The sequence below is a fragment of the Streptomyces sp. NPDC051913 genome, from assembly GCF_044593635.1.
GTDB lineage: Bacteria > Actinomycetota > Actinomycetes > Streptomycetales > Streptomycetaceae > Streptomyces.
Genome location: NZ_JBIUCI010000026.1, coordinates 103,932 through 119,389 on the forward strand (window position 1 = coordinate 103,932; position 15,458 = coordinate 119,389).

Below are 15,458 nucleotides of genomic sequence, written 5' to 3' on the forward strand. Positions count from 1 at the left end.
ATTGTGGTCCGTACGCGCGTACGGGCCCCACACGCACCGTCGCGGCGTGCTCCCGCTGTGTGGCCGTGCGCCTGCGCGTGCGCTCTTCTCCGGCCATCGGGGGAGCGGTTCCATGGATCGTGCGTGGGTCGGCCCGCTGTACTGGATCCAGTGGGCTGGGGGATTCCGCCGCCTCCATCCCCGCGGGCGGCGGAACGGTCCGGGGGGCGAACTCCGTTCCCCGGACTGCGCGTTGTCGAGGCGCTGCGCAGAGCCTGTACGGAGCGTGCGCGAGCCTGTCGCCGCAGCGCCAATTTGGCTGAAAACCGACCCCGCCTTCCTCGGGTAATTACCGCTCCCACCACGGAAGTTGGCGGCGCTAAGGGCGTTCGGGGGGAGCGTATCGGGGGCGCATTCAGGTCGCAGACCCCTCCCCTGTACGGATGTTCGCTTCTTCACGGGCACGCGCGCGGGGGCGTATTCAGCGGAGCTCAAGCCGCCCCGCCGCCCCTCCGGTGCGCGTCCTTCATGGCAGCATGGTGAACCGATTCGTACGGTGCACTGGTTGTCCACAGCCTGTGGAGGCGTCCATGCGGTGGTTGGTGGGGTGGAGCAGCACCGCAGCGGGAGCGGCCGAGATCGGCTCCGCCGGGGCCACCGGCGCGGACGGCGAGACGGTGCACCCGGTGGGGTCCCAACTCCTGTGGGGAGATCCCGATCCGCTGTGGGCGGTCGGCGACTGGCGTCCCGACGAGGTGCGGGTCGTGACGGCCGACGCCCAGACCCGGATCGCCGTCCTCGGCACCTGCGGCGCGACCGACGAGCAGCTGCGGGTCGGCCTGTTCGCCGCACGCGGAGGGGCACTTCGCCATCTGACCAACTGGCCCGGCAGCTACACGGCGGTCGTCCAGGTGGGCCGTCGTGTCACGGTCTGCGGCGATCTCGCGGGCGCCCGCCCGGTGTTCTACACCCCCTGGGCCGGCGGTACGGCGTACGCGACGGCCGCGCTCCCGCTCGCCGACCTCATCGAGGCCAACCTCGACTTCGGCCACCTGGCGGCGCTGCTGGCCGCCCCCGACGTCCCCGCGGCGCTGCACGACTCCACCCCCTACGACGGCGTACGGCGCATCCCGCCGGGGCACGCGCTGATCCTGCGCGCCGGGGCGCGTGAGATCGCCGGGTACGAGCCGGTGGCCTCCCTCGCGGTGGCGGCGCCCGCGGCCGATCCCGACCGCGCGGTGGACGCCGTACGGGACGCGCTGGTCGAGGCGGTACGCGCGCGCTTGTCGGCCCCTCGGCATGTGCCCGGCGCCGACATCGACCCCGGCCCGGTCCCGGGCATGGGCCCCGCCGAACGCCGTGCCGCGCGTGGGATGCCGGTCCCCGGGATCGGCGCCGACCTCTCCGGCGGCCCCGCCTCCGGCACCCTCGCCCTGCTCGCCGCCGGCCTCCCGGGCATGCCGGGCACGGTCCTGGGCCACGGCACGGGAGCGGGCGAGCGGCTGCTGGCCGTCACGTTCAACGACCTGGCGGTGGGCGGCCGCGAAGGGGAACTGGAACGCGCGGGCAACCTCGCCGCCAACCCGCGCCTGCACCACGTGGTGGTGGCCGGCGGCGAGGAGACACTGCCGTACGCCGACCTGGACGGCCCGCTGACGGACGAGCCCGGCGCGAGCCTGGTGACGGCCGCCCGCCACCGTGCGCGCCTGGCCTCGGGCAGCGCGGACCACTTCACGGGCTACGGCGCCCGCCAGGTCCTGGACGCCCACCCCGCCCGCCTCGCCGACCTCCTGATGGACCGCAAACGGCGCCATCTCGTCCGTCCGGTCGCCGCGCTGGCCAAGGCGGACGGCTCGGTGATGGTCCCCGCGCGCGTGTACAGCGCGGCGCGACGTCTGTCCCGTACGCCGTACCGCACCGGCCTGGAGGTCCTGGCCGACCGTCTGATGGACCGCCGCTTCGACGAGCCGGGCGGCGCGGTCGGGGCGTCCCTGGCCGCGCTCACCTGGGCCAGACCGGGCCCCGCGGCCCGTTGGCTGACCGGCGAGGCCCTGGCTGAAGTATCGGTTCGCCTCCAGGGCGGGACGAGCCGCTCGGGGGTGGGCCCGGGCCAGCGTCCCGGCGACTACCGCGCGCGTGCGGCGCTGGCGAGGCACGCGGCGGACCTGAGGGTCCTGGAGCAGGCGGCGGAGATCCGCTTCCAGCGGCTGCACGCCCCGTTCCTCGACAACCAGGTCGTCCGCGCCTGCCGCGCCCTCCCCGAGGCCCTCCGCGTCCAGCCGGGCGCCCGGGCCGCGATCCTCCGCACCGTCCTCCAGGGCGCCGGCGTGGCCGACCTTCCTCCGGGCTGGGGCGCCCCGTCCCACGCCTCCGCGGCGGTGGCCGCCCGCACGGGCCTGCGCGTTGCCGCGGACTCCCTGATGGCCCTCTTCGGCACCCCGTTGCTGGCGGAAGCGGGCCTGGTGGAGGCAAGGGTGGTCCGCAAGGCCCTCCGTGCGGCGGCAGAGGGCGAGCCGTTGCCCCTGGACGGCCTCGCCGACCTCGTCTCCCTGGAACTCTGGTTGCGCCGCCTCCTCTCCCGCCGAGGAACCTGCTGGACCGGCACCCCGGCCCGCGCGCGTGCGGTACCGGCGGGGATCACTCCGCAGAGGGGGGCGCTGGGGGCGGGGGCGAGGAGGGGATAGGGGCGCCGGTCCGCGTCTTTCAGCCCGTCCGGCACCTCTGAAGCGCGGGCCCGCGTCTTTCAGCCCGTCCGGCGTTTGAGGACGAGGCCCTTTCGGGGCCGACAGCGGGGGTCTGGGGGGGCAGCCCCCGGGATGGGACGGGTAGGGGCGGCGGGGGCGAGAAAATCCGACGCGCACCGCCCACTCGCCCCCCGACACCCCACCGCCCACAAACCCCGTGCCCCCCACAGCGTCCCCGGCGACAATGACCCGGTGCGGTACAGAATTCTGGGCGTCACCCAGGCAGCGGACGACCACGGAACCGTCGTACCCCTGGGCGGCCCCCGAGTCCGAGCCCTGCTCACCGCTCTGGCCCTGCGTCCGGGCCAGACCCTCACCCCCGACACCCTCATCGACGACATCTGGGCCGCCGATCCGCCGCAGGACGCCCCCGCCGCCCTCCAGGCCCTCGTGGGCCGCCTGCGCCGAGCCGTCGGCAAGCCCACGATCGTCTCGGCCCCCGGCGGCTACCGACTCGCCGCGACCAAGGCGGACGTGGACCTCTTCGTCTTCGAACGCCTCGTGCACCAGGGCACCGAGGCCCTCCACCGGGGAGACCCCGGCGCCGCGGCGCACGCCCTGGACGAGGCCCTCACCCTGTGGCACGGCCCGGCCCTCGCCGACCTCCCCGACCGCACCGCCGCGACCCGCCCGGAGACGCTCCGCCTGGAGGCGACCAGGACCCGCGCGGAAGCGTCCCTGCGGCTCGGCCGCGCCCAGGACGCCGTACCGGAACTGACCGCGCTGACCGCGGCCCATCCCTACGACGAGAAGCTGCACGCTCTCCTGGTCCGCGCCCTGCGTGACACCGGCCGCCCGGCCGACGCCCTGGTCGCGTACGAGACGGCCCGCCGCGCCCTGTCCGAGGGTCTGGGCACGGACCCGGGCCCGGAACTCCGCGCCCTGCACTCCGAACTCCTGTCGCCGCCGCCCCAGCCGCCGACGCCGACCTCGACATCTCCGACAGCTTCGATGCCTTCGACGCCTCCGATGCCTCCGATGCCTTCGTCCAAGGCGCCGCCGCATCGCGCCCGCACCGGCAACCTGCGTCCGCGCCTTGACTCGTTCGTGGGCCGGGAACCCGAACTCGACGCCATCCGTTCCGAATTGCACAGGGCCCGGCTCGTCACCCTCACCGGACCGGGAGGCTCCGGAAAGACCCGTCTCGCCGAGGAGGCCGCCGCAGGCCTGCCCCAGGCCTGGCTGGTCGAACTGGCACCGCTGGACCGTCCGGACGCGGTGCCCGGCGCGGTGGTCAGCGCGCTCGGTCTGCGCCAGACCGTGCTCTTGGCCACCGAGCTGTCCACCCCGCAGGAGGACCCGGTCGCCCTGCTCGTCGAGTACTGCGCCCCGCGCAGCCAACTCCTGATCCTTGACAACTGCGAACATGTCATCGAGGCCACCGCCCACCTCGCCGAAACCCTCCTCACCCACTGCCCGGGGCTCACGATCCTCGCCACCAGCCGTGAACCCCTGGGCGTCCCCGGCGAGTCCGTGCGCCCGGTCGAGCCCCTCCTCCCCGACCAGGCGCACCGCCTCTTCACGGAGCGCGCGACGGCCGTCCGCCCGGACGCGGCGGACCTCGTCCTGCGCGACGCCGACGCCGTGGCGGAGATCTGCCGCCGCCTCGACGGACTGCCGCTCGCCATCGAGCTCGCGGCGGCCCGCCTGCGGCTGCTCACGCCCCGGCAGATCGCCGACCGCCTGGACGACCGCTTCCGCCTGCTCACCTCCGGCAGCCGCACGGTCCTGCCCCGCCAGCAGACCCTCCGCGCGGTCGTCGACTGGTCCTGGGACCTGCTCGACGAGCGGGAGCGGACGGTGCTGCGCGAGACGTCCGCGTTCGCGGGCGGCTGGGACCTCGCCGCCGCGGAGGCCGTGTGCGGCGGCCCCGCCACCGAGTTGATCGGCGCGCTCGTCGACAAGTCCCTGATCGTGGCGGCCCCGGGGGACCGGTCGGACAGCGGCGCCGCCATGCGCTACCGCATGCTGGAGACGATCCACGAGTACGCCGTGGAGCGCGCCGCCGAGGCTCCGGAGCAGCGCGCCGACGCCGAGCGGCGGCATCGCGCGTGGGCGGGCGCGCTGGTCGCGGAGGCCGAGCCCGAGCTGCGCTCGGACGGTCAACTCCCTTGGATCTCCCGCCTGGAGACCGAGCTCGACAACATCCGCGCGGCGCTCCACCGGGCCGTGGACGACGGCGACGAGGCGGGGGCCGGCGCCCTCGCCCTCGCCATGGGCTGGTTCTGGTGGCTGCGCAACTACCGGCGCGAGGGCGCGGACTGGGTCGACCGGATCCTGCGGCTGGGCGCGGCCCTGGACGCGACCTCACCCGCGGACACCGCGGCCGGCCCCGCACTCCCCGCGGACCCCCGGACCCGCTGCTCGCTCATGGCGGCCCTGGACCCCGTGGAAGCCCTGCTCTCCGCCCCGGACGGCGAGGCCGGGCACCCGCTGCACGCGCTCCGCATGGAACTGCGGATGCTGCACATCCTCCTCGTGTCGGAGATCGAGGCGCGCACCCGCGAACCGGACGAGCGGCTGGGGCGGTACGTCGCCCAGGTGCGGGCGTACTTCGAGAAGGGCGGCCCGCACGCCGCCCGGATGCCCGGGCTGGTCTGGCCGCTGACCTCGTTCTTCATGGGCGACCGGGTGGACGCCAGGAGCGTTCTGGACGCCGCTGTCGCCAACTGCCGCGAATACGGCGGCGACTGGGAGATGGGCGTCACCCTGATGTTCCGCACGCACATGGTGGTCGACTCCCCGGGCGGCATGAAGGGCGTCGACGACGACCTCGCGGAGCTGCGGTTCCTCAGCCGTCGCGTCGGCGACCGCTGGCTGCGGGCCCAGGTGTACAGCGCGGCGGGGGAGACGGCCATGGCGCGCGGCAGGCTGGCGCAGGCCAAGGGTGAGTACGAGGAGGCGCTGCAACTCGCCTACGAGGTGGGGGCGTACACGGAGACGCCGTTCCTCATCGCCCGCCTCGCCGAGATCGCCTACCGCGCGGGCGACCGCTCGGCCGCGATCACGGCCCTGGACGAGGCGAGTGAGGCCGCCGACCGGTACAGCGTCGGGGACAGCCGGGCGTTCGTCCTGCTGCTGCGGGCGCATGTCGCGCTGGACGACAAGGACACCGTCACCGCGCGTGAGCTGCTGGAGGAGGCCCGTGTGGAGACCGCGCGGGGCACCCCGCCGCCGCAGTTCCTCGTGATGCTGAACTCCGTCGAGGCCATGGTGACGGTCGCCGAGTCGGGTCCCGCGCACGGACTGCCGAAGCTGGCCGCCGCCGTCCGGGAGGCGGTGGACAAGCAGTGCGCCGACCTGGTCGTGGCGACGCTGGTGGACGCCACGTCGGCCCTGCTCGCCGACCTCGGCGACCTTCCGCGCGCGACCCGCCTGCTGGCCGCCGCCGGACACTGGCGCGGCGGCGACGCCCGCTCCATGCCGGAGGCCGCGCGCGCAGAGCGGGCCGAGTCCGCGGCCCGTACCGGGCTCGGTCCGGTGCGGTACGGCGTGGAGTACGCGCGCGGTGCCGCCCTCACCCCGCACGACGTGCTGCGCGAACTCGACGAGGTGCTGCGCGAGGGTGTGACCGGCCCCTGAGCCGCGGCAGGCCTACGCGCAGCGGAACTTCGACTCGGCCCAGTCCGCCAGCAGCAGGTCGTCGTACTCACTGTGCGGCTCGACGACCAGCCGTACGGCCTTGCGCCCGGTGAGGTCGACATGGACCGGGATCGCCGCGTCCCCGCCCTGGACCATGCCGGACTTCCACAGCTGGACCCCGTCGGCGTAGACGGAGAAGTACATCTTGCCGAGCCCGAGGGTCATGTCGTCGACGCCGACAGAGGCGTCGTAGGACGTGCACGCGCGGTTGAGGTCGATGGTGACGGAGGACCGGCCGTGCACGGTCACGCCGTGCGTGTAGCTCTTGTCGGCGATCGAGACGCCGTACCGCTGCCACACCCAGCTGCTCTCGGCGATGCGCATCTCGGGCTGGGTGCCGTCGCCGTTGACGTTGTACGCCAGCTCGCTCCACTGATAGACGGCCGGAGCGGGCGTGGGCGTCGGAGTGGGGGTGGGGGTGGGGCTCGGCTTGGGGGTCGGCGTCGGCTTCGGGGTGGGTGTGGGCGTCGGTGTCGGGGTGGGCTTCGGGGTGGGCGTGGGTGTCGGGGTGGGCGTCGGCGTCGGGGTCGGTGCGATGACCGGTGGCGCGGGCGCGGGCTTCTTCTTCGGCGTGGGTGTGGGCTCGGCGGGCTCGACCACCGGCGTGGACGCGGGCGGCTTGGCCTCGGGCTTGTTGTCGGCCGGCTTCTCGCTGCCGGCCAGGGCGAGCGCCGCCGCCACGCCCGCCGCCACCAGCACGCTGGCCGCGATACCGACCTTGACCGGTGCGCCCAGTCCCTCGGAGGCGGCCGCACCGCCGGCCGCGCCGGCCCCGCCCGACGAGCCGCTGCTCGCCGCCGCGGCGCCCGCGACACCCGCCGCGCCCACTCCGGTGCCTCCGGCGATGAGCGCGGCCACCTTGGCGTACCCGGCGGCACCGAACCAGCCGATGACCGCGACCGGCACGACGGCCGGGATGGAGCTCGCGACCTCGGAGATCTGCGCGGCCGCGAGGCGGCACTTGGCGCACTCCTCAAGGTGCTTGCGCAGACCGCGCTCGGCGCGGGTGCGCAGCCGGCCGCGGGCGTAGGTGCCGAGCTGGTCGGCGTAGCGGGCGCACTCCTCGTCGTCGGCGAGGGTGGCGCTGACGTGGGCCTGGAGGTAGGCCTGCTTGAGGCCCTCGCGGGCTCTGGAGGCCAGCACGCGCGTGCCGTTGGCGTCGAGGCCGAAGAGCGTGGCGACGTCGCTCGGCGACTCGTCCTCGACCTCGGTGTGCCACAGCACGGCCTGCCAGCGCTCGGGCAGCGACCGGAAGGCCTGCATGGCCATGGACTGCTCGGCCTCGTGCATCGCGCGGACGTCCGCGCCGAGTTCCAAGCCCGCTCCGAAGGAGCCGACGGACGCGGTGTCGTCGGAGGCCTCGCCGACGCGCGTGGACTGCGCGGCGAACAGCGCGAAGTCGTCGACCAGGTGCTCCCGCTTCGCGGACTTCGTCCAGTTCGCCGCGACCCGGCGGACCGTCGTCAGGAGATACGCGCGTACCGCGTGCTCGGGTCCCGAGCCGCCGCGCACGGCCTGGAGCATGCGGGCGAAGACCTCGGCGGTGAGGTCGTCGGCGGTGTGGGCGTCCCGGCAGCAGGTGCGGGCGTACCGGCGCACCGCCTCCGCGTGGCGCCGGTAAAGCGCCTCGTAGGCCGTGTCGTCGCCCGAGCGCATCCGGCCGATCAGGTCGGCGTCGGAGGGCGGCAGATCCCTCTGCGGCGGCAGCGGCGGCGGCAGCACTCCGTCGTCGCGCCGGTCACGCTGTGACGGGACACCGCCCTCGACCGGGTCACCGGCGTTCAGCGGGCGTCCCGCCCGTCCGCCCTGGCTCGGTACCTGGGGCGATGCGAGACCGTCCGCCTCACCGTCACCGTGTGACTCGTCGCGCCCGTCAACACTCATCGCGGAAAGCCCCCGCCGCCTGCCCTACCGGTCCCGAACACCGGGTCAGCGTGCCATACCGGCTTTTGAACGGGCCCCGGCAGTACTGGGCATCCACTCGTCCGTGGGGATTCGCGGCACGGCAGTACTAGCCGTCACCCCTGCGGGGAAGGCTCAACTGTCGTGGCTCTCAAGGAAGTTGGGGGACCTATCCGAAAAGGGCGGAATGCGCACGGGGTGTGAGCGGCACAGCGCCCACACCCCGGCGTCACCCCTTCGAGTCACCGCGACACCCGCCGTTGACCAACCGGGTTCACGACGGCCGTGACCGCAGACCCTCCAGCAGGATGTCCAGCAGTCGCGCCGAGGCCGCCGCCTGCTGCGCCGCGTCCGGCAGCGAGGGCGCCGCCGTCGCGATCACCAGCAGCACGTCCGACACCGACACGTCGGCCCGCAGCTCACCCGCCGACCGCGCCCGCTCCACGAGCTGGCCCACCACGTCGAGCAGCGCCGCCGCCCCCGTGTCGTCGGCCGACAGCGGCTCCTCCGACACCAGTCGCAGCTCACCGGCGCCGGGCTGCGTCCGCTGCTGCGGCACCCGCGCCGCGTCGAACACGGCACCGTCGGAGTGCTCGGCCTGCTCGTCGGGAACCCCGACCCGCAGCACCTGCGGCGGCAGCAGCCGCCCGGCACCCGAGGCCACCGACGTCCGCAGGAAGCGCGACAGCGCCGACCACGGCTCGTCCTCCTGACCGAGCGCCGCCCGCGCCTGGTCGGTCAGCCGGGAGGTCTCCTCCTCGGCTATCCGCCGCACCAGGACGTCCTTGCTCGGGAAGCGCCGGTACACCGTGCCCACACCGACTCGGGCGCGGCGCGCCACGTCCTCCATCGGCGCGCCGTACCCCAGCTCGCCGAAGACCTCGCGCGCCGCCCGCAGTACGTGCTCCAGATTGCGCTGTGCGTCCACGCGCAGGGGCGTCGACCGCGACGCGTCCCCGCGTCCGTTCCCCGCCGCCGCGCTCATCGCTCCGCCACCGGATGCGATGGCGGACGCGGAAGACCAATGAGAGTCCTGAACATGCATAAGCGATCCCCCGGTAATGACGTCTCCCCCCGGAGACTCTCCCCGCCACTGAAAGGCCGGGGCGACACAGGGAACGAACCCGGTTCACGGACCGCCCGTCGCGGACCCGATGAGCGCATCCCCCTACACCCCGTCGACACACGAACATAGTTGAGAGGGAGTCAATTCAGAAGGGGCAGGTTCCGCACAGAGCGCCCCCCGAAAGGAGTACGGGTCACATACGTCCCGATTGCACCCCCCGAAGACCCCCGGCGCACACCCGCTGACCTGCAAACCTTCCCCGCACGCCGTCGATTCGGCCAACCCCGCGCCCACCACACCGCCGGTCACACAAATTGTCGGGGCTGTGGACAAACTCAAGCGCCGGGTGCGTCATGGGGTGGTGAAGGAACGCGCGCGCATTCTCGTTGTCGGCGGCGGCTACGTCGGGATGTACACGGCCCTGCGTCTCCAGCGGAAGCTGAAACAGGAACTCAGGCGCGGAGAAGTCGAGATCACGGTCGTCACGCCCGACCCCTACATGACCTATCAGCCGTTCCTTCCGGAGGCCGCAGCCGGTTCCATCTCACCCCGCCATGTCGTCGTTCCCCTGCGCCGCGTCCTCGACCGGTGCACCGTGATCATCGGCGAGGCGACCGCCATCGACCACGCCAAACGCACCGCCACCCTGACCACCCTCGCTACGGAGGAGGAGGGAACGGGCGCCCGGCAGCTGACGTACGACGAACTCGTCCTCGCCCCCGGCTCGATCTCACGCACCCTGCCCATCCCCGGCCTCGCCGACCACGCCATCGGCTTCAAGACCGTCGAGGAGGCCATCGGACTGCGCAACCACGTCATCGAGCAGATGGACATCGCCTCCTCCACCCGCGACCCCGCGATCCGCGACTCCGCCCTCACCTTCGTCTTCGTCGGCGGCGGCTACGCGGGCGTGGAGGCGCTCGGCGAGCTGGAGGACATGGCGCGCTACACCGCGCGGTACTACCACAACGTCCGTCCCGAGGACATGAAGTGGATCCTCGTCGAGGCATCGGACCGCATCCTCCCCGAGGTGGGCGCCGAGATGGGCCGCTACACCGTCACCGAACTGCGCCGCCGCAACATCGACGTACGCCTGGACACCCGCCTCGAATCCTGTGCCGACCGCGTGGCCGTCCTCAGCGACGGCGCCCGCTTCCCCACCCGCACGGTCGTGTGGACGGCCGGCGTCAAGCCCCACCCGATCCTCGCCGCCAGCGACCTCCCGCTCACCGAACGAGGTCGGCTGAAATGCACCCCTGAACTGATGATCGAGGGCGTCACGCACGCGTGGGCGGCCGGAGACGCCGCGGCCGTCCCCGACGTGACCGCCGAGGAGCCCGGCAAGGAGACCGCCCCCAACGCCCAGCACGCGGTACGCCAGGCCAAGGTCCTCGGCGACAACATCGCGCACGCGCTGCGGGGCGAGCCCCTGGAGACGTACTCCCACAAGTACGTCGGCTCGGTCGCCTCCCTGGGCCTCCACAAAGGCGTCGCACACGTCTACGGACGCAAGCTCAAGGGTTACCCTGCCTGGTTCATGCACCGCGTCTACCACCTCAGCCGGGTGCCCACCTTCAACCGCAAGGCCCGCGTCCTGGCCGAATGGACCCTGTCCGGGCTCTTCAAGAGGGAGATCGTCTCGCTCGGTTCCCTCGAACATCCCCGAGCGGAGTTCGAACTCGCGGCCGGTGGAAAGCCTCCTCACGACCCCTCGAACGACCCGAAGGGGTCGTCCTGACCGGACCGAGGAACTCCACCGGCGGGGCAGGCGTCTGACGGATGTCGGCCCGGTCGGTCACACTGCCACACTGATCCCCGACCCAGGACGGGTGGACGCCCGCCCCTCGAACCCGCGAGGACCCAGGCCGGGTCCGGAGCCGGCCGAAGACGACGACACGAGGCAAGGATTCGTGAACTTCACGCGCTGGAGCGCCCGGCTCCCCGGAACGCAGCGCCGCGCAGCCGCGCGGACCGACCACGAGCTCACCCCCGACCGGCTCGGGGAGGGCGCCGTGCCCGCGGCCCGCGCCGAACAACTCACCGACGACACCCCACCCGTGCCCGCCGTCGACGAACTCCCCGTACGCGAGGTCCTCGACCGCGTCCCGGCCCTGGTGGCCCTGGTCCACGGCCCCGACCACCGCCTCGCCTACGTCAACGACGCCTATGTGACCGCCTTCGGCCTGCGATCCCCCGGCGCACCCGCGAGCGAAGCCCTCCCCGAGCTCCACGAGACGGGCCTCCTCCCGCTCCTCGACCAGGTCCTGCGCAGCGGCAAGCCCCGCACGGTCAAGTCCCGCAAGGCCCCCGACGGCCGCTCCTACACCTTCACCTGCACCCCGGTCACCGAGGGCGACACCGCCGGCGTCCTCGTCTTCGCCATCGACGTCACCGACCACGCCGAGGCCGCCGAGCGCCTCAGAGCGAGCGAGCGCCGCCAGCGCGAGACCGCCGTCACCCTCCAGCGCTCCCTCCTCCCCCAGGTCCTGGAGGAGCCCGACGACCTCCGTATCGCCGCCACCTACCAGCCCGGCGGCACCGAGGCCGCGGTCGGCGGCGACTGGTACGACGTCATCACCCTCGGCGGCGGCCGCACCGCCCTCGTCATCGGCGACGTCATGGGCAGAGGCGTCCGCGCAGCAGCCGTCATGGGTCAACTCCGTACGGCGGTCAGGGCGTACGCCCGCCTCGACCTCCCGCCGCACGAGATCCTCCAGCTCCTCGACGGCCTCGCCACCGAGATCGACGCCAACCAGATCGCCACGTGCGCGTACGCCATCCACGACCCCAACGAGGGCAAGCTGGTCTACGCGTCTGCCGGCCACCTCCCGATCCTCGTCCGCGACGAGAGCGGCGCGGTGCTCCGCGCGGACGAGCCGACGGGCCCGCCCCTCGGCACCGGCGGCTGGATGCACGCCTCGGGCTCGATCCCCCTCGGCCCCGGCTCCACGGCGGTCCTCTACACGGACGGCCTGGTGGAGCGCAGGAACGAGGACCTGGACGAGGGCATCGCGTCGTTGGAGCGTGCGCTGTCCGGTGCGACCGGCACGCCTCAGGTCGTCTGCGACCGCCTCGTCCGCTCGGCCGGCGTCACCGCCGACCACGACGACGACGTGGCCGTCCTGGTCCTCCAGCACCCGTCCCGTACGGGCCCCGACAGCGACCTCTTCCGCAACGCCGCGCTGGAGCTTCTGGGCGGCATCGAGGCGGCACCACGCGCGCGTGCGTTCGCCTCCGGCGTGCTCACCAGTTGGCGGTTCCCCGCGGAGCTGCATGACCTGGGGGTGCTGGCGGCGAGTGAACTGGTCGCGAACTCGTTGCAGCACGGGACGCCACCCATGCGGTTGAGGCTTCGCCGGACCGACCGTCGCTTGATCATCGAGGTGACCGACGGCGACGACCATCTGCCTCGGCGTCGTAAGGCCGAACCCGGGGACGAGTCGGGGCGGGGGATCGCGATCGTGGCGACCATTGCCTCGAACTGGGGGTCTCGCCGGACACCTGGTGGCGGGAAGGCCGTCTGGTGCGAGTTCGTGCTGCCCAAGGGGTAGGGACGCGAGGTGGCGTGGCGGCTGCGGGTGCGCCGTGGCCGGTCGCGCAGTGCCCCGCGCCCCTGAGGTCTCTCCAGCTACGCGGCGACGGACTCCTGCTGCGTGCCGCCCTGGGCCACCACGCGGCTCCTTGCTCGCCACGGATGGTCCTGGGCCGGTGTCAGCTGACGGCCCAGCCGCAGGGCCAGGTACGTGATGCCCAGCGAGAACAGTAGGAACGTCACGATGTACGGCGCGTGCAGGGACGCGCCCATCGGGCCGCCGATCGCCGGGCCCAACGCCAGGGCGAGCTGCTTCACCAGGGCGAAGGCCGAGTTGTACTGACCGGCCATGCCCGTCGGGGCGAGGTCGGCCACCAGCGGGGCGACCGTCGGCGACAGCATCGCCTCACCCAGACCGAAGAGGGCGTACGTCGAGACGAACGCGGCCGTGGCCATGGCCTGGCCGGCGTGGCCGAGTCCGGCGTAACCGGCGGTGATCCAGGCGACGGCCCAGATGATGCCGACCGCGGCGATGACCCGGGAGCGCCGGCGGCGCTCGACGAACTTCAGCACGGCGAACTGCGCGATGACGATCATCGCGGTGTTCGCGGCCAGGGCCGACCCCAGCGCGGACGTCGAGATCCCGGCCGCCTCGACGCCGTACGCGGCCAGACCCGACTCGAACTGGCCGTAGCAGGCGAAGAACAGCACGAAGCCCAGCACACTCAGCTGCACCATCGCCCGGTTCCCGAGCAGCTGCTTCCAGCTGCTCCTGCCGGAAGCGGTCGGCGCGCCCTCGATCCGCGGCGCGCGCGGCATCCGCACCGTCGTCATCACCACGGCCAGCAGCAGGAACATCGCCGCCTCGATCGCGAAGAGGAGGGTGAAGGAGGAGACCTTCGTCGTGTCGACGAGATGACCACCGATGAGTCCACCGACGCCGAGCCCGAGGTTCTGCAGGAAGAACTGCATGGCGAACGCCCGCGAGCGGGTCTCCGCAGTGGAGCAGTCCACGATCATCGTCGCCAGGGCCGGCTGCATCACGGCCTGTCCGGCGCCCAGCGCGGCCGCCGACAGCAGGACAGTGGTCGCGCTGCCCGCCAGGCCCAGACTCAGCGCGCCGAGCGCTGCCGTGACCAGGGCGGCGAGCAACACCGGAAGCGGGCCCCGCCGCACGATCGCCCGTCCGGCGAACGGCAGCACGATCAGCGCGGCCACGGCGAAGACGGCGAGGACCAGCCCCGCCGTCATGGCACCCAGTCCCCGCACCTGCGCCACATAGACGTACAGGTAGGGGACGGTGAAGCCGAGCCCGAACGCGCTGAGTGCGTTACCCACGTGAATCCGGCGCATCGCAGCGCCCATCGCCCTGGTCACGTTCACCTCTCTCAGGTAGTTGGAGTCCCTCAGTACTTAGAACCGAAGACTTCGAAGCTAAATTTCAGAGCTAAAGACTACACAGAGAAGGACTTCAACGCCAAGCGGCCGCGTGCGATACTGACGCCCATGGCTGACACCCCCGGCGGTCCCGGCAGTCTCCACATCGGCAGCGAGCCGACGCTCGAGGAGCAGATCGCCGCCTACCAGCGCGAGTTCCAGGACCTCGACCCCCAGGTCGAGCAGATCGTCTCGGCCCTGTCGCGACTGAACCGCCGTATGAACGTCGCCTACGGCCGCCAGACCTCCGCTCTCGGCATCAGCAACACGGACTGGGAGGTCCTCAAGGCCCTCGTCCTGTCCGGTGCCCCGTATCGGATGGGACCGGGCGACCTCGCCAAGCGCCTCGGGCTGACGCCGGCCGCCATGACCCACCGCATCGACCGGATGGTCACGGAGGGGCTGGTGACCCGGGAGCGCGACGAGACCAACCGGGTCCGCGTCATCGTGGAGCTGACCGCGGAGGGTCGCGAGAAGTGGCTGGAGGCCATGCGTCTCGCCACGGTCTTCGAGGAGGATCTCCTCCAGGACCTGTCCGCCGAGGAGCGAACGGCGCTCGGCGACGTTCTCACCCGACTCCTGCGCAGGGTGGAGCACGCCCAGCCGGACGCGGGCGGACGCCTCAGCGACCTGGACTGACGTGGTCCGCCGACCGGCCCCCTGACGTCACCCGAAAAGATCTTGACAGGGGGTGGTTGACAGCCCCCGCTCGGATCCGTAAAGTTCTTCGGGTTGCCGCGGGGCCGTAACGGTTCTTCGACAACACCTCCGCCGCATCAGCGGCACCACAAACCACAGCACGATCTCCCAGCCGGGATGAATTCGGTGTGCCCGAATTCAATTCGATTCGGGTTCGGCAGCTCGATTAGGAACTGCCGAGAGGATCCGCTAAGGTTTGAGACGTCGGAACGGCCCAACAGCCGGGAAGACAAGCCCCGCTGACTGGGAGTCAGGCCCGAAAGGATCTGATAGAGTCGGAGTCGCCGGAAAGGGAAACGCGAAAGCGAGAACCTGGAAAGCACCGAGGAAATCGGAACCGGAAACGGTCTGATAGAGTCGGGAACGCAAGACCGAAGGGAAAAGCCCGGAGGAAAGCCTGAGAGAGTCTCTCGGGTGAGTACAAAGGAAGCGTCCGTTCCTTGAGAACTCAACAGCG

At 72.5% G+C, this 15,458-nt stretch carries 8 protein-coding genes; 5 read left to right on the top strand and 3 right to left on the bottom strand.

Annotation, left to right across the window (positions count from 1 at the left end; translation table 11 throughout):
* Positions 1 to 569: 569 nt before the first annotated feature.
* On the top strand, positions 570 to 2,663 hold the full coding sequence (locus ACIHIX_RS44030) for an asparagine synthase-related protein (protein WP_399966241.1): 2,094 nt from the start codon (positions 570 to 572) through the stop codon (positions 2,661 to 2,663).
* Between the two features lie 252 nt (positions 2,664 to 2,915).
* Positions 2,916 to 6,305 carry a BTAD domain-containing putative transcriptional regulator gene (locus ACIHIX_RS44035; RefSeq protein WP_399966242.1) on the top strand — a complete coding sequence of 1,130 codons (3,390 nt, stop codon included), beginning with the start codon at positions 2,916 to 2,918 and terminating at the stop codon, positions 6,303 to 6,305.
* A 12-nt stretch (positions 6,306 to 6,317) separates the two neighbouring features.
* Here ACIHIX_RS44035 and ACIHIX_RS44040 read toward each other — a convergent pair whose 3' ends face one another.
* Positions 6,318 to 8,249, bottom strand: coding sequence for a sigma-70 family RNA polymerase sigma factor (locus ACIHIX_RS44040; RefSeq protein ID WP_399966243.1), 1,932 nt, complete (start codon positions 8,247 to 8,249; stop codon positions 6,318 to 6,320).
* Between the two features lie 292 nt (positions 8,250 to 8,541).
* Entirely contained in the window at positions 8,542 to 9,312 is a 771-nt protein-coding gene (locus tag ACIHIX_RS44045; protein ID WP_399966244.1) for a TetR/AcrR family transcriptional regulator, read from the bottom strand.
* 379 nt (positions 9,313 to 9,691) lie between these two features.
* Between ACIHIX_RS44045 and ACIHIX_RS44050 the strand changes: the two genes are divergently transcribed.
* Both ACIHIX_RS44050 and ACIHIX_RS44055 read left to right on the top strand, forming a co-directional pair.
* Positions 9,692 to 11,071, top strand: a complete 1,380-nt coding sequence (locus tag ACIHIX_RS44050) for an NAD(P)/FAD-dependent oxidoreductase (protein WP_399966250.1) — start codon at positions 9,692 to 9,694, stop codon at positions 11,069 to 11,071.
* A gap of 172 nt (positions 11,072 to 11,243) precedes the next feature.
* Complete coding sequence (locus tag ACIHIX_RS44055) at positions 11,244 to 12,884, top strand: SpoIIE family protein phosphatase (protein ID WP_399966245.1); 1,641 nt, start codon at positions 11,244 to 11,246, stop codon at positions 12,882 to 12,884.
* 77 nt (positions 12,885 to 12,961) lie between these two features.
* Here the strand turns inward: ACIHIX_RS44055 and ACIHIX_RS44060 are convergent, their stop codons facing one another.
* The gene (locus ACIHIX_RS44060) at positions 12,962 to 14,218 is read right to left on the bottom strand and encodes an MFS transporter (protein WP_399966246.1); all 1,257 of its coding nucleotides are present in this window, start codon (positions 14,216 to 14,218) and stop codon (positions 12,962 to 12,964) included.
* Positions 14,219 to 14,371: 153 nt separating this feature from the next.
* On the opposite strand from ACIHIX_RS44060, the gene ACIHIX_RS44065 reads away from it, so the two are divergent.
* Positions 14,372 to 14,941 (top strand): MarR family winged helix-turn-helix transcriptional regulator, encoded by a 570-nt coding sequence (locus tag ACIHIX_RS44065; RefSeq protein ID WP_399966247.1) that lies wholly within the window; start codon positions 14,372 to 14,374, stop codon positions 14,939 to 14,941.
* Positions 14,942 to 15,458 lie beyond the last annotated feature (517 nt).

What these genes read in the sequence shown, in the direction of transcription:
- ACIHIX_RS44065 (WP_399966247.1), top strand. Translation starts at nt 14,372, where the DNA reads ATGGCTGACACCCCCGGCGGTCCCGGCAGTCTCCACATCGGCAGCGAG.
- ACIHIX_RS44060 (WP_399966246.1), bottom strand. Translation starts at nt 14,218, where the DNA reads ATGCGCCGGATTCACGTGGGTAACGCACTCAGCGCGTTCGGGCTCGGC.
- ACIHIX_RS44045 (WP_399966244.1), bottom strand. Translation starts at nt 9,312, where the DNA reads ATGCATGTTCAGGACTCTCATTGGTCTTCCGCGTCCGCCATCGCATCC.
- ACIHIX_RS44040 (WP_399966243.1), bottom strand. Translation starts at nt 8,249, where the DNA reads ATGAGTGTTGACGGGCGCGACGAGTCACACGGTGACGGTGAGGCGGAC.
- ACIHIX_RS44030 (WP_399966241.1), top strand. Translation starts at nt 570, where the DNA reads ATGCGGTGGTTGGTGGGGTGGAGCAGCACCGCAGCGGGAGCGGCCGAG.